This window comes from Streptomyces sp. NPDC048290, from assembly GCF_040652095.1.
Taxonomy (GTDB): Bacteria; Actinomycetota; Actinomycetes; order Streptomycetales; family Streptomycetaceae; genus Streptomyces.
The window spans coordinates 42,728-57,578 of sequence record NZ_JBEZLM010000018.1 but is presented as its reverse complement, the minus strand read 5'-3'; the positions used below and the strand labels follow the sequence as shown (position 1 = coordinate 57,578).

The window sequence follows — 14,851 nt, the reverse complement described above, 5'->3', positions numbered from 1 at the left end:
GCGGGACCGGCGGGTGATACCGGGGGACGGGCTACGCGGTGACGGCCGCCGGGAAGGTCGGGTACTCGACGCCCGAGACATGCTGGACGACCCGGATGACCTGGCAGGAGTAGCCGAACTCGTTGTCGTACCAGAGGTAGAGGATCGCGTTGTCGCCCTCGACCTTGGTGGCGCCCGCGTCGACCACGGAGGCGTGGCGGGAGCCGATGAAGTCGCTGGAGACCGCGTCGGGGGCGGTGATGAAGTCGATCTGCCGCTTGAGCGGCGAGGTCAGGGAGACCTCGCGGAGGTGGTCGAGGACGTCCTCGCGGGTGGTCTCCCGGGCGAGCTGGAGATTGAGGATGGCGATCGAGACGTCCGGGACGGGGACACGGATCGAGCTGCCGGTGATCCGGGCCTTGAGGTCGGGCAGCGCCTTGGAGACGGCGGAGGCGGCACCGGTCTCGGTGATGACCATGTTGAGCGGCGCGGAGCGGCCCCGGCGGTCCGACTTGTGGTAGTTGTCCAGCAGGTTCTGGTCGTTGGTGAACGAGTGGACGGTCTCCACATGGCCGCGCAGCACACCGTACTCGTCGTCCATCGCCTTCAGCGGCGGCACGATCGCGTTGGTGGTGCAGGAGGCGCAGGACAGGATCTGCTCGTCCGGCTTGATGGTGTCGTGGTTGACGCCGTGCACGATGTTGGGGACGTCGCCCTTGCCGGGGGCGGTGAGGACGACCTTGTCGATGCCGGGCCGCAGATGGCTGGAGAGGCCCTCGCGGTCGCGCCACTTGCCGGTGTTGTCGATCAGGATGGCGTTGTCGATGCCATGCTCGGTGTAGTCGATCTCGGCGGGGCTTCCGGCGTAGATGACCTTGATCTCATTGCCGTTGGCGATGATCGTGCTGTTCGCCTCGTCGACCGTGATGGTGCCGTGGAACTGGCCGTGGATGGAGTCGCGGCGCAGCAGTGAGGCCCGCTTGACCAGGTCCTGGCCGCCGCTGCCGCTGTCGCGGACGACGATGGCGCGCAGCCGCAGTCCGTTGCCGGAGCCGGTCTTCTCGATCAGCAGCCGGGCGACGAGACGCCCGATGCGGCCGAAGCCGTAGAGCACGACATCGCGCGGCTGACGGGACTCGATCTTGTTCGCGCCGGTCGCCCCGGCGACCGCCTCGGCGGTGAACGCGGCGACGGACAGGCCCCGGCTGTCGGCCCGGTAGGTCGCGGCGAGCATACCCAGGTCGATCTGGGACGGGCCGAGGTCGAGGGTGGTGAGCGCCTGGAGGAACGGCATGGTGTCGGTGACCGACAGCTCCTCACCGGCTATCTGGCGGGCGAAGCGGTGGGTCTTGAGGAGGCTCACCACCGACTTGTTCACCAGGGAGCGGCTGTGCAGCAGAACGGTCACGTCCCGCTCGCGCTGTAGCTTCCCGATGATCGGGATCATCGACTCCGCGATCTCCTCGCGGGTCTTCCAGTTGGTGAACGACTCGTCGTTGACGGTCACAGGCGCAGTCACAGGCGTATCTTTCGAGCTAGGAGGCGCTCATATGGTAACCCTGGCGCCTCCGGGCCCGACGGGGGGCGTCGCTTGGTCCCTTTTCGCCCGTGGAGGGGCGCCCGTGGAAAAGGGCGCGCCAGGGTGATCTGATTGCCGGACGCCGTCGCGGCACGGGCCGCGTGGCTCGGCGCGGCGGGCGGTGCCCTCAGCGCTCCAGCTCCGCCAGCCAGCGGACCAGCAGCCGGTTGACGTCGGCGGGCCGCTCCTGCTGGACGAAGTGACCGGCCCCGTCGAGGATGTGGGACCCCGCCAGCGCGGGCAGGGTCGTCGGGTACGCCTCGATCGCCGGGGCCAGCCAGGTCAGGGAGGCGTCGAGGGCGCCGCCGATGAACAGGGACGGCTGGGTGACCGGGGCGCCGGAGTGCGCGGCGAGGTCGGCCCAGTCCTGGTCCATGCAGCGGTAGCGGTTGAGGGCGCCGGTGAGGCCGGTGCGCTCGAACTCCGCCGCGAAGACGTCCAGTTCCGCCGCGCCCAGCCAGGAGGGGCGGGTCCCGGCCGGGAAGCGGTCACGCAGCGCGCCGCCGGGGGCGACGAAGTACGGCGACGGGGCGTCCGGCGCGGGCATGGTCCCGGCGGACAGGGCGGCGTAGAAACCGGCGAGCCAGCCCCGTACGTCGGGCTCGATCTCCGCCTCCGCGCGGCCCGGCGTCTGGAAGTAGGAGACGTAGAACTCCTCGTCGCCGCCCATCGCCGCGAAGATCTCACTGGGGCGGGGTCCGCCGGGCGGGCTGTAGGGGACGCTGAGCAGGCCGACCGCGCGGAAGACCGCCGGGTGCAGCAGGGCGGCGGTCGCGGCGATGTTCGCGCCCCAGTCGTGGCCGACGATCACCGCCTCGCGCTCCCCGAGGGCCTCCACCACGGCGACGGCGTCGGCCACCAGGTCGAGCAGGCGGTAGGCACCGGGGTCGGCGGGGCGCGAGGAGCGGCCGTAGCCGCGGACGTCGACGGCGACCGCGCGGTGCCCGGCGGCGGCCAGGGCGGGCAGTTGGTGCCGCCAGGAGTACCAGCCCTCGGGGAAGCCGTGCACGAGGAGCACCAGGGGTCCGCTGCCCCGCTCCACCAGATGGGTGCGGCCCGCGGGGGTGGGGACCAGACGGTGGACGGGGGCATGGTCAAGGGTGGGGTCGGGGGTGGGGGCTGCGGTGGACGGCATGGGGCGCTCCTCCAGGGCCGGGCGGGGGCGGCCCGTCGGGGCCGCCGGGGACGATCCTGTGCCGGGCGCGCGGTCGGGCGCGAAGGATGTTGCCGTTCCGGCAAATCGCCCCTAGGGGCGGGTCATCCCGCGACGGGCGGCTGGTGCAGTCCGAACGCCGAGCCCTGGTCGTCCCGGCAGAGCTTGAACCGCCCGAAGCGGGCCTCGGAATCGGTGTCGGTGTCGGTGTCGGTGTCGGTGGACTCGTCCCCCTCGTCGCCCAGTTCCTCGACGGTGCCGCCCAGGGCGAGGACCCGGGCGACGGCCGCGTCGAGGTCGTCCACCCGGAAGAAGAGATACGGCGAGGCGCCCTGGTCGCCGCCGTGCAGACCGCCGGGCAGCCCCGGTGTGCCGATCGTGTGGCCGTGTCCGCTGGGGCCGGGCCGCAGCTCCCAGCCGAAGAGGGCTCCATAGAAGGCCCGTCCCCGCTCGGGGTCGGCCACGCCGATCTCGAAGAAGCTCGGTTCACCCGTCATCGCACGCCTCCTGGCAGGGGTGGGGCCGGTTCCTCGTCCCACCGTACGCAGGGACGGGGGCGGTGTCCCGGGAGGGCCTGCGGTTGACAGCGGAAAGTGTGAGTGGTTGAGTACTCACATGACCACGGAACCGCGTCGACTCTCCACCGCCGAGGAACGCCGGGCGACCGTCCTGCGGACCGCCATCGGGGCGTTCGCCGCCCGCGGCTACTTCGGCACGACGACCTCGGAGGTGGCGAAGGCGGCCGGCATCTCACAGGCGTACGTCTACCGGCTCTTCCCCCACAAGGAGGCGCTGTTCACGGCGGTCGTCGAGCACTGCTTCGCCCGGGTGCGGGCCTCCTTGGAGGAGGGCGCGGCCCAGGCCACGAGCAGCGCGCCGGAGGCGGTCCTCGACTCGATGGGCGAGTCCTATGCCCGGCTGATCAGCGACAAGGATCTGCTGATGGTGCAGTTGCACGCACAGGCCGCCGCGGTCTCGGAGCCCACGGTCCGCGAGGCGGTCCGGGCCGGATACGCGCGGGCGGTGGAGTATGTGCGCGGCGCGTCCGGCGGCAGCCCCGAGCAGATCCAGGGCTTCTTCGCGACGGGCATGCTCTGCCATCTGATCGTGTCGATCGACGCGGACGGCGTGGACGCGCCCTGGATCCGCACGCTGGCGGCGGGCATCACCCACTACTGATCCCCCGCGCCCCCCTGCCCACCGGGCGACCGCTCAGCCTCCCCCGACGGTCGCCCTCCCTTAGCCCTAAAGAGTGAGTGGTCGACCACTCCTCACAACCGCTCCACATGACCGCTCCTCATCCATGGTCTTCATCTTCTCCCCCGACCGGAACTCCGGAGGACACCATGAACGACAACACCGTCACCCAGGCCACCGAGATCGTGCTGCCCGGCGTCGGCGAGCCCGAGTCGCTCGTCGTGCGGGTGCGCGATCTCGGAGAGCCCGGCCCCGGTCAGGCGCTGGTGCGTATGGAGGCGAGCGGCGTCTCGTTCGCCGAGCAGCAGATGCGCCGGGGCAAGTACTACGACATGCCGCCCTTCCCCTTCGTCCCCGGCTACGACGTCGTCGGGGTGGTCGAGCGGCTGGGCCCGCCGGTGCCGGGGCAGCCCGGGGTCGCCGTGGGCGACCGGGTCGCCGCGCTCACCAAGACCGGCGGCTGGGCCGACCGGATGCTGCTGGACAGCCGCGATCTGGTGCCGGTGCCGGACGGTGTGGCGCCCGCCGACGCCGAGTCGCTGGTCACCAACGGGGCGACGGCGTGGCGGATGCTGTTCCGCACGGCCCATGTGCGCGCGGGCGACACGGTGGTCGTGCACGGGGCGAACGGCGGGGTGGGCAGCGTCCTGGTGCAGTTGGCCCGCGCCCATGGCGTCCGGGTGATCGGCACGGCGTCCGCCCGCAACCAGGCGGCGGTGGCCGCGATGGGCGCCGAACCGGTCGACTACCGGGGCGATGTCCTCGCCCGGGTGCGCGCGCTCGCGCCGGACGGGGTGGCGGCGGTCTTCGACCACCTGGGCGGCGACAGCGTCAGGAACTCCTGGCGGATGCTGGCCCCCGGCGGCACGCTGGTGGCGTACGGCAGCGCCTCGACCCGGGACCGGGCGGGCAACGGCACGCTCACCGTGCTCCGGCTGGTGGCGCGGCTCGCGCTGTGGAACGCGCTGCCGAACCGCCGGGGCGCGCACTTCTTCAATCTCTGGGCCGGGAAGGCCCGCCGTCCCGAGCGCTACCGGGACGCGCTGCGCACCGATCTGGAGCAGGTGTTCGCGCTGCTGCGGTCCGGCGGGATCGAGGCCCGGGTCGACCGGGCGTTCCCGCTGAGCGAGACGGCCGAGGCGCTGCGGTACGCGGAGTCGGGCACGGCGGTCGGCAAGGTGGTGATCACGGCGGACGCGTGAACGCGGGGGCGGGCGGACCGGTGCCGGTACGGACACCGGTCCCCCGTGGCGCCCGTACGTCAGCGGTTCAGGACGTTCTTGACGTCCCGCAGGTCGACGTACTTGAAGCCGGTGGACTCGCGGTCGCCGTCCGCCGGGGTCTCCTCGCCGTCCTGGACCACGAGGAGCCCGCCCGGGTAGCGCTTGCCGAGCGGCGCGTTGAGCGCGGCGGCCCCGTCGCACACCTCGGAGCCGTCCAGCGTCGCGGAGGCGGCGGTGATCCGGAAGGCGGCCCGGTGGGCGTTGCCGGTGCTCACCCGGCGGTCGTAGGCGACGAAGGTGTTGTCGCCCTGGCCGGAGGCCAGCAGGTGGCCGGTGCCGCCGGGCCGGTCGAGGAGGGTCAGCCCCTCGACGTCCGCCGCCAGATGCGCCCCGCCGAAGCCGGGGTCGGCGCCGGGAGCGCACTCCTCGGTCTCCTCGTCATAGGTGCCGGGCACGCCGAACTCACGGACCTTGTCCATGAGGACGGGCCGTCCGGTGAGGTCGGCGCGCAGCCGCCAGATGCCGACGTCCTCCTGACCGGCGTACAGCGTGGCGTTGGCCGGGTCCACGACCATGCCCTCGACCTGCGGGAGTTCGTCCGGCTCGCCGCAGGGGGTCCAGGTGGTGCCGTCGGGGAGGGGGAAGGCGGACGGCAGGGTCAGGGTGCGGACCGTGCGGTAGCCGACGGTCCCGGCCCGGCCCGGGGTCAGCTCCAGCAGCGCGATCTGGGTCCGGCTGCGGCGGCTGACCAGCGCGTAGGAGCGGCCGGTACGGGGGTCGGTCCAGGTGGCGAGGCCGTAGACGGTGGCCTGTTCGTTGATCTCGTCCTGGGTGCTGTTGAAGACGGGGCGGGCGGCCGGGTCGGTGACGTCCTTGAGCGGGGCGCCGGGGCGGTCGCCGTCGACGCGGTAGATCCGCAGCCGGTCGTGGCCCCGGTCGCTGACCACGGCCAGGTCGGCGCGGGCGCCGGTCAGCCGGGTGCCGAGGACGAGATCGACGTTGTTGAAGCGGCCGGGGGCGTCGTCCGCGCCGGGCGCGGGCGGGGCGGCGATCGACTGGACCTCGCGGGCGGCGAGGTCGTAGACGCGCAGTCCGCCCTCCTTGGCGGTGGCGACGACCAGGCTGCGGTCCGGGTCGGCGGGGTTGCGCCAGATCGCCGGGTCGTCCGCGTTGGCGTTGCCGCCGGCCTCGTCGTCGTAGAGGGCCGCCGTTTCGGCCCGGGGCTGCACGGTGGGTGGCCCGGCGGCCCCGGCGGGCGTCGCCCAGGCCGTGGCCAGCACCGCGCCGAGTACCAGCCAAGTGCCTCGCAGCGTCTGACGCGTCGTCACAGTCGGTCCCTTCTGGGGTGGTGGACGGACGGCGACGACCCTCTCGGCGGGCGGCCGACAGACGCGAACCGGGTTTCGAACACCGGGTGAACGCCGGGGGAAGCCTCACTCAACGCGCCTACGGGAACGACCGGTTGACCGTCGGCGCCGCGGACGCCGGGGCGCTGGTCCCGTCCACGGCGAGCGGCACCGGCCGCCGGAGCGAGCGCCCGCCCACCGTCCAGCGTCCCGACCGCCGCCGCGAACGGCCGACCCACCAGCCGCCACCCCGACCACCGGAGCGAACGACCCGCCCACCAGCCAGTACCCCGGCCACCGCAGCGAACGACCCGCCCACCACCCGCCACCCCGGCCGCCGCAGCGAACGCCCCGCCCACCAGCCAGCGCCCCAGTCGCCGGAGTCAAGGACAGGCCCGCCACCCAGCGCCCCGCCCACAACCCCGCTCATCACCCCCGGTGCATCACCCGTCCCCCCGTCACCGTCAGCCGGACCTCCGTGTCGGTGATCTCGTCGGCGGGGGCCCGTACCGGGTCGACCGCCAGGGCCGTGAGGTCGGCGCGGTGGCCCACGGTGATCCGGCCCGTGACGGCCGACTCGCCCGCCGCGCGGGCCGCGTGGGTGGTGAGGCCCTCCAGCGCCTCAAGGCCGGTCAGCCCCGCGCTGCGGGACGCGGCGCCCCGGGGCGCGAGGGCGGTGGCGAGGACCGTACGGGCGTCGTAGTGGGCGATGGGCCAGTCCGAGCCGAGGGCGACCGTGGCGCCCGCGTCGCGCAGGTCCCGCAGCCGCCAGGCGCGTCCCGCGCGGGCTCCGCCCAGCCGCCGGGACCATTCGTCGGTGCCGTCGGCCCGGGTGTACCCGGCGTGCGGCGGCTGCATGGAGGCGGCCACGTCCAGCGCGGCGAAGCGCGGCAGCAGCTCGTCCGGCACGGTCTCGATGTGCTCGACGCGGTGGGCGCCGCGTCCGCCGGGGCCGAGGCCCGCCACCACGTCCAGGACGTTGCGGACCGCCGCGTCGCCGATGGCGTGGGTCGCGGTGCGCACCCCGGCCGTGTGCAGATGCCGTACGGCCGCCGCGTACGCCTCGGGGTCGGGCCAGAACGCCTCGGTGCCCTGGCCGTGGCAGTCGGCGTGCTCCAGCCAGGCGGTGCCGCCCTCGACGGTGCCGTCCATGAAGAACTTGACGCCGCCGACGGTCCAGTGGCGTCCGCGGCGGCCCTGGAGGGCGATCAGCTCGTCCAGGGCGGCCCCGTCGGCGCCGGGCATACACCAGGGGGCGAACCGCAGCCGCAGCGGCAGGACGGTCTCCTCGGCGACCGTGGTGAGCAGGTCGAGGTCGCCGCCGTCCATGACATGGGCGCCGGTCAGCCCGGTCGCGGCCATCGCGGAGAGCAGGTCGAGCAGCCGGGTGCGGCGCTCGGCGTAGGACGGGCGCGGGAGCACGGCGGTGACCAGGTCCATCGCCGCGTGTTCGACGAGATGGCCGGTGGGGCGTCCGGCGCTGTCGCAGACGACCTCGGAGCGCTGGGCGAAGGCACGCGGCCCGGTGACGCCCGCGGCGGCGAGGGCGGCGCCGGTGGCGAGGGCGGAGTGGCCGTCGTACAGGCGCAGGAAGGCGGGGGCGTCGCCGAGGACGTCCTCGATCAGGTCCCGGTCGACGGGGCGGCCCTCGAAGGCGTTGTGGTCCAGGCCGAAGCCGATGACCCAGCCGTCGATGCGGACCGCCCCGGCGAGCACCGAGCGCAGCGCGGCGAGGTCGGCGATCCCGGACAGGTCGGTGCCGGTGGCCATGTCCAGGCCCCACACGGGGTGGCTGTGGGCGTCGGTCAGACCGGGGACGAGGTGGGCGCCGTCCAGCCCGATCACCTCCGTGCCCGGTCCGCGCCAGTCGCGTACGTCCGGTGCGTTGCCGACCGCGCTGATCCGGCCGTCGGTGACGGCGACGGCGGTGGCGGCGGGCCGCTCCGGGTCGAGGGTGCGGACGTGGGCGCCGGTGAGGATCAGGTCGGCGGTGGGCATACGGGGGACTCCCTTGTGCGGTGGGGCGCCACGGCCGTGGCGCGGACGAGGTGCGGTGGGGCCGTTACTGCGGTTCGGACGCGAAGTCGGCGTACACCTCCGGGCGTCTGCGGCGCAGCCACGCGGCCAGCGGGAGACCGGCCAGGAACACGGTGGGCGCGACGGCGATCAGGACGGTGTTCACCAGCGGCGAGGCGCCGGTGAAGAGGTCGAGGTGGTCGACGACCAGCACGATCGCGGCGGTCAGCAGGACGGCGGCGGCGACCGGGGCGACGACCGTGCGCAGGACGCCCTCCTGGTGCGGGACCGTACGGAAGTAGCGGAACACGGCGAGCGCGGCGATCAGCTGGAGAACCATCAGTCCCAGCATGCCCGGTGTGTTCACCCAGAGCAGCAACTGGCTGTACGGGTCGGCGCCGGCCGCCCAGAAGGCGAGGACGACGACCGCGCCGAGCACGGTCTGCGCGATCCCGGCGACGTACGGGGAGCGGTGGCGGGGGTGGATACGGCCGAGGGCGCGAGGCAGGACGCCTTCCTCGGCGAGGGCGAGGCCGTAGCGGTTGATGGCGTTGTGGAAGGCGAGCAGGGAGGCGAGGACGCTGGTGACGATGAAGACATGCATCAGGTCGGCCGCCCAGCCGCCGACATAGGTGGTGATGGCGGCGAAGAACAGGCCGCCGGGGTCCTCCCCGGCCGCCTGGACGACCCGGGCGTCGCCGAACGCCTGGACGACGATCCACACGGTGAAGGCGTAGAACAGGCCGAGGAAGCCGACGGCGAGGTAGGTGGCGCGCGGGACCGTGCGCTGCGGGTCGCGGGCCTCGCGGCGGTAGATGACGGTGGACTCGAAGCCGGTGAACGCGGCGAACGCGAAGGCGAGGACGGCGGCGGTGCCGGGGACGAAGACGTTGCCCGGGGCGAAGGAGGTGAGCGAGAGCCCGTTCGCGCCGCCCTGGATCAGCACGCCGCCCGCGAGGAGCACGAGGATGCCGGTCTCGGCGACCAGCAGGACGCCGAGGAGCTTGGCGCCGAAGTCGATGGAGCGGTAGCCGCCGTAGCCGATCAGCAGCAGTCCGAGCAGGGACACCGGCAGCCAGGGGATGTCCGTGCCGAACAGCGCCGCGACGGTGTCCTGGGTGGCGGTGCCGAGGAGCCCGTAGACGCCGATCTCCATGCCGTTGTAGCCGACCAGGGCGAGCAGGGCGGCGCCGATGCCGATGGGCTTGCCGAGGCCGCGGGTGATGTAGGCGTAGAAGGCGCCGCCGCTCTTCACATGGCGGCTCATGGTGGTGAAGCCGACGGCGAAGACGGCGAGGGTGAGTCCGGCGAGGAGATAGCCGACGGGGGCGCCGACGCCGCCGAGCACCAGGGCGAGCGGGGCGACGCCCGCCATCACGGTGAGCGGGGCGGCGGCCGACACCACGAAGAACGCGATGTCGGAGGTGCCGAGGGAGCCGGAGCGCAGACCGGGGGCGGTCTCGGAACCGGCGGCCTCGGAACCGGCCTGGGGGACGGCGGCCTCGGGGGCGGGGACGGACATGGGTGAACCCTTCGAACGGCGCGGGAGAGCGGCGCTGACCTGCGGTGTCACGGAATGCGGTCGTCGGGTCCGACGGTGTGGGGTAGCTCGCGGCCCATAAACCTAAAGCCTTTCGGTTGGCGCAATGTAACCTCCCGTTCGGGCATCCGGGAAGCCCCTTCGGACAGAACGCCGGACAGAACACCGGACAGCACGCCGACAGCACATCGGACAGCACGAGGGAGACCGCCGACCATGGGACGGCCGCGCACACCGCTCCTCGACCGGGAGCGCATCACCACGACCGCGCTGAGACTCGTGGACGAGCGGGGCGATTTCAGCGTCCCGGAGATCGCCCGGCGGCTCGGCGCGCAGACGGGCTCGGTCTACCACCATGTGGACGGCCGGGACGGCATCGTGGAACTGCTGCGGGAGCGGGTGGCCGTCGGGCTGGACGCGGCGGCGCTGGAGCTGACGCCCTGGGACCGGGCGCTGGAGGAGTGGGCGCGCTCCTACCGGGCGGCGTTCGCCGCGCACCCGAGGGCGATCCCGCTGCTGATGACCTCACCGGTGCGGGCACCGCGGGTGCTGGAGCAGTACGAGCGGGCGGTGACCCTGCTGCTGGATGCTGGGTTCGCGACGGACACGGTGATGCCGCTGGTCATCGCCCTGGAGAACCTGGTGCTGGGCTCCGCGCTGGACCTCGCGGCGCCGGAGGCGATGTGGGAGCTGTCCGACCGGACACCGACACCCCGGCTGGCCGAGGTGCTGGCGGCGGTCGGCGAGGGCCGCGCGGACCGGGCGTTCGAGGTGGGGCTCGCGGCGGTCCTGGGACATGCGCGGGGGGTGCTGGCGGCCGGGGGGTGAGGCGCGGTCGCCGCCTTTTCACACCGGTGACGTCCGCTTCACACCGGTGACGTCCGCTTCACACCACTGACGTCCGCCCCGGGCCCGCGCGGATCGGCGGTTCCGGGGACGGACGTCGTCCGCGAAGGTGCCGCTACGGGAAGCGCGTGATCTTCGACGGGACGGTGCTGGTGCCCGAGGTCGGCGCCCCGGTGTCGTTGATGACATGGGCGTACTGGCCCTTGCCGCCCAGCGAGATCACCATCAGATGGTTCATCCTGACCCCCGCCTTGACCGGGACCTGGAACCCGTGGTGCTGGACGATGCTGGAGTCCGAGGTGTAGTTGCAGTAACTGCCCAGCGCCCACGCCTCATGGGTGTCGACCGTGTCGGCCACCTTGTAGGCGGCGTAGCCGACGATGCCGTCATGGGTGATGGCGGCGGCGTTCGGCGCGTCGTACGCCTTCTCGTTCTGGAAGAAGATCGTGCGCCCGCGTTCGCCGCTCCAGTAGACGTCGTACTTGTTGAAGTGCTCGACGAACAGACCGGTGGCGAGGACGTCGTCACCGTTGACCCGGAGTCCGTAGTCGGCGCGGTTGGTCTCCCAGCCGACACCTTCGCCGTGGTCCGCGCGCCAGATCCAGGTGTGGTCGATGAGTACGTCGTCGCTGTTGATGACCATGGAGTCGGTGGCGAGGCCGGGGCCCGCGCCGCCGATCCGGATGAACACGTCCTGGATGGTGGTCGGGTTGGCGGCGTGGTCGGCGGACGCGTTCGGGTCGCCGACCCGCAGCAGGGTGTCGGACCTGACCGGCCCGGCGTCGATCAGGAACCCGGCGAGCCGCACCCCGTCGACGTCGGCCACATGCAGGGCGTCGACGCCGTTGTCCGGGATGAGGGTGGCCAGACCGAGGCCGAGGACCACGGTGTCGGGACGGTTGACCTGGATGGTCCGGTCGAGGTGGTAGACGCCCGGGGTGATGAGCAGGTGCAGGCCCTGGGCGAGGGCGGCGTTGATGGTGGCGGCGGTGGCGCCGGGCTTGACCACGTAGAACTGGCTCAACGGCAGCGACGTCCCGCCCGCGTTGGCCGGCCAGGAGACCCCGCGCGCGTTGGTCCGCTCGGCGGGCACCCGCACCTTGTACTCGGTGCCGTCGAGATAGAGGAACGGCTTCTCACGGGAGATCGGCGTGGTGTCCATGGTGGTGTACGGGCCGGTGTCGAAGTTGGTGGCGGGGGCGCCCTCGACGCCGGTGAAGGTGTGGTTCCAGACCCCGTTGGTCCAGCCGCCGACCGAGCTGTCCCGGGTGTACCACTGCTGCTGGGAGTACGGGCCGACCGTGCCGTCGATCTTCGAGTCGGCGATATAGCCGCCGGAGGCCCAGCCGTAGCCGTTGGGCGCGAGGTTGAGACCGCCCTTGACGTGCATCCGGCGGAACGGCGCGGCCTGGGCGACGGCCCAGCGGTCGGTGCCGTTGACCGGGGTGAGGGCGAGGTTCTCGGCCGAGCGCCAGAAGTTCTGCGTGGCGTTGCCGTCGAACCAGCCCGCGTCGACCGTGATGTCCCCGTTGATCTGGGTGTCGTCGGGGTTGAGACCGAGCCCGGAGACCGAGGTGTAGAAGCCGAGCTGGGCGTTGATGCCGTGGTACGTGCCGGGCTTCAGCAGGAACTGGTAGCGGCCCGAGCCGAACTGGTCGGCCTCCTGACGGCTGAACACCTCGTCGAACTTCTGCTGGATGCCCGGTGTGGACGGGTCCATGACGATCACATTGGGCCCGAGATCGCCGCCGCCCTCGATGGGCCCGGTGCCGTCCGTGGTGGTGCGCACGGCGACGTCCCACAGGGAGTAGCCCCAGCCGGTGGCGCGGGCGGTGCCGTGCACCCGCAGATAGCGGCCGGACCCGGTGACGTCGTACGACACCTGCCCGCCGGTGGCGCCGGTGACGGTCCGCAGGGTGGTCCAGCCCTGTCCGTCGGTGGAGGTCTGGAGGGTGAAGTCCCTGGCGTGGGCGGTCTCCCAGGTCAGGTCGATCCGGCACAGGCTCTTGACCGACCCCAGGTCGACCTGGACCCACTGCGGGTCGGCGAACTGGCTGGACCAGCGGGTCCCGGCGTCCCCGTCGAAGGCGGCGGACGCGGGGGTGCCCGCGTGCTCGACGGAGGACGCGGAGGCGGGCCGGCCGCGAGCCGCGTCGGCGGTGCCACAGGCGGCGACGGCGGGGGCGACGGCGTCGGCGGCCACGGCGGTGGGGGGCAGGGCGAGCAGTGCCGCGGTGGCGACGAGGGCGGCGGCCAGGCAGCCGAGCGGCCTGAGGCTGGTGCCGGGGCGTGTGGCGGCGGGGCGTTGGGCGGCGGGGCGTGCGGCGGGATCTCCAGCGCGCCTGACGGCACGTCTGACGGCGTGTCCGACGGCATGTCTCACGGTGTGCCTGACGGCACGTCTCACGGTGTGCCCGACGGCATGTCTCACAGCGCGCCTGACGGCACGTCCGAGAGGGCGTCTCGGGGGGCTGTTCGTACGGCGTCTCATGCGGCTCCTCTGCGGTGCTCTTCAACGGGGCGGGTGCACAGGTGCGGGTGCGCCATCGCTGGTGCCGGTGCGCGATTGCTGGTGCCGGTGCGCGATTGCTGGTGCCGGTGCGCGATTGCTGGTGCTCGGTGCGGGTGCCGGTGCGCCGCGCAGGGGCAACGCCTCACCCGCGCGGCTTACTTCAGAACATGATTTAAGGGGTGACACAAACATCCGGCAACCCCCTGGGACGGATTCGCCGCGACGCGGGAGGGACCCGGACGCGCCGGGCGCCCCCGGCACACCTCCCCCGCCCCCCGCACGCCCCGATGCGGAAGGCATGGGGGAGCAGTTCATGGAGCCCCGTACCGGCCGCTGCCTACGCTGGGGCGGGAGCGCCGAGCGAAGGAGGTCCCGGGACCGTGAACAGCGCGGACAGCGCGGACAGCGCGGACGAGGGTTTCGCGGAGGCGGCGCGGCGGCTGACCGGACGGCGGGTCGAGCAGGTGCGCCCGGTCTCCGGCGCGGTCGCCGAGGCCGGTCTGGACGACGGCCGGTCGGTGATGGTCAAGCGGGGCGACGCGCCGGACGCGATCCGCGCGGAGGCGGCGGGGCTGCGGTGGCTGGCGGGCGCCGGGACCGTGCGGGTGCCGTCGGTGCTGGGGCAGGACCCCGAGTGGCTGGTGACCGGATGGGTCGCCACAGGGGCGCCCGGCCTCGCGGCGGCGGTCCGGTTCGGGCGGGAACTGGCGGGGCTGCACCGCGCGGGCGCGCCCGCGTTCGGCGCCGCGCCGCCCGGCGGACCGTCCGAGGCGTACATCGGACGGGCTCCGATGCGGAACAGCCCGGCGGCCCACTGGCCGGAATGGTATGCCGCCGAGCGGGTGCTGCCCTATCTGCGCGGCGCGGTGGACCAGGGCACGCTGAGCGGGGCCGAGGGGCGGGAGGTCGAGCGGGTCTGCGCCCGGCTGCCGGAACTGGCGGGACCCGTGGAGCCGCCCGCGCGGCTGCACGGCGACCTGTGGAACGGCAATGTGCTCTGGGGCGCCGACGGCCGGGTACGGGTGGTCGACCCGGCGGCGCACGGCGGCCACCGCGAGACGGATCTGGCGATGCTGGACCTGTTCGGCTGCCCGCATCTGGACGCGGTCCTGGACGGCTACCAGGAGGTGGCTCCGCTGGCCGACGGCTGGTCGGGGCGGGTCGCGCTGCACCAGCTCTTCCCGCTGCTGGTGCACGTGGTGCTGTTCGGGCGCGCGTACGCGGGGCGCACGGTGTCGGCGGTCCGGGCGTGTCTGCGCGCGTGAAGGACGTCCCGCGCGGTGCCTCACCGGCGCTCCCCGAGACTCCCGGGACCGCCCTCCGTACTTCGCGGAATCGCTCCCACTCACCGTGTCCCAGGGCTTCCGGCACCGGCGCCGGTGCTGGATTATCCTGCCTTACCGTTCGCGCGGCGGACGGGGGATCGGCGTGGTGCGGCCGAGGGGGGCGTGGATGCGCGT

General features: G+C 73.3%; 11 protein-coding genes. 4 read left to right on the top strand and 7 right to left on the bottom strand.

Features of this window, described 5'->3' with window-relative positions; genetic code table 11:
* Positions 1-31: 31 nt before the first annotated feature.
* The 3 genes from AB0D49_RS27790 to AB0D49_RS27780 form a co-directional block, all read right to left on the bottom strand.
* Positions 32-1,486 (bottom strand): glyceraldehyde-3-phosphate dehydrogenase, encoded by a 1,455-nt coding sequence (locus AB0D49_RS27790; protein ID WP_362762419.1) that lies wholly within the window; start codon positions 1,484-1,486, stop codon positions 32-34.
* A gap of 199 nt (positions 1,487-1,685) precedes the next feature.
* Entirely contained in the window at positions 1,686-2,693 is a 1,008-nt protein-coding gene (locus AB0D49_RS27785) for an alpha/beta hydrolase (protein WP_362762225.1), read from the bottom strand.
* Between the two features lie 122 nt (positions 2,694-2,815).
* On the bottom strand, positions 2,816-3,208 hold the full coding sequence (locus AB0D49_RS27780) for a VOC family protein (protein ID WP_362762223.1): 393 nt from the start codon (positions 3,206-3,208) through the stop codon (positions 2,816-2,818).
* A 118-nt stretch (positions 3,209-3,326) separates the two neighbouring features.
* On the opposite strand from AB0D49_RS27780, the gene AB0D49_RS27775 reads away from it, so the two are divergent.
* Entirely contained in the window at positions 3,327-3,890 is a 564-nt protein-coding gene (locus AB0D49_RS27775) for a TetR/AcrR family transcriptional regulator (RefSeq protein ID WP_362762221.1), read from the top strand.
* 167 nt (positions 3,891-4,057) lie between these two features.
* Positions 4,058-5,110 (top strand): medium chain dehydrogenase/reductase family protein, encoded by a 1,053-nt coding sequence (locus AB0D49_RS27770; RefSeq protein WP_362762219.1) that lies wholly within the window; start codon positions 4,058-4,060, stop codon positions 5,108-5,110.
* 59 nt (positions 5,111-5,169) lie between these two features.
* Here the strand turns inward: AB0D49_RS27770 and AB0D49_RS27765 are convergent, their stop codons facing one another.
* From AB0D49_RS27765 to AB0D49_RS27755, 3 genes are all read right to left on the bottom strand, one after another.
* A complete protein-coding gene (locus AB0D49_RS27765) occupies positions 5,170-6,408 on the bottom strand; it encodes a phytase (protein ID WP_362762417.1) in 1,239 nt (412 codons plus the stop codon).
* A gap of 498 nt (positions 6,409-6,906) precedes the next feature.
* Positions 6,907-8,475 (bottom strand): amidohydrolase, encoded by a 1,569-nt coding sequence (locus tag AB0D49_RS27760; RefSeq protein ID WP_362762217.1) that lies wholly within the window; start codon positions 8,473-8,475, stop codon positions 6,907-6,909.
* A 64-nt stretch (positions 8,476-8,539) separates the two neighbouring features.
* On the bottom strand, positions 8,540-10,015 hold the full coding sequence (locus AB0D49_RS27755; RefSeq protein ID WP_362762215.1) for an APC family permease: 1,476 nt from the start codon (positions 10,013-10,015) through the stop codon (positions 8,540-8,542).
* Between the two features lie 234 nt (positions 10,016-10,249).
* Here AB0D49_RS27755 and AB0D49_RS27750 point away from each other — a divergent pair, with 234 nt between their 5' ends.
* On the top strand, positions 10,250-10,861 hold the full coding sequence (locus tag AB0D49_RS27750) for a TetR/AcrR family transcriptional regulator C-terminal domain-containing protein (RefSeq protein ID WP_362762213.1): 612 nt from the start codon (positions 10,250-10,252) through the stop codon (positions 10,859-10,861).
* A gap of 133 nt (positions 10,862-10,994) precedes the next feature.
* Here the strand turns inward: AB0D49_RS27750 and AB0D49_RS27745 are convergent, their stop codons facing one another.
* Positions 10,995-13,106 (bottom strand): discoidin domain-containing protein, encoded by a 2,112-nt coding sequence (locus AB0D49_RS27745; protein WP_362762415.1) that lies wholly within the window; start codon positions 13,104-13,106, stop codon positions 10,995-10,997.
* A 665-nt stretch (positions 13,107-13,771) separates the two neighbouring features.
* Here AB0D49_RS27745 and AB0D49_RS27740 point away from each other — a divergent pair.
* The gene (locus tag AB0D49_RS27740; RefSeq protein ID WP_362762211.1) at positions 13,772-14,656 is read left to right on the top strand and encodes a fructosamine kinase family protein; all 885 of its coding nucleotides are present in this window, start codon (positions 13,772-13,774) and stop codon (positions 14,654-14,656) included.
* Positions 14,657-14,851: the final 195 nt, after the last annotated feature.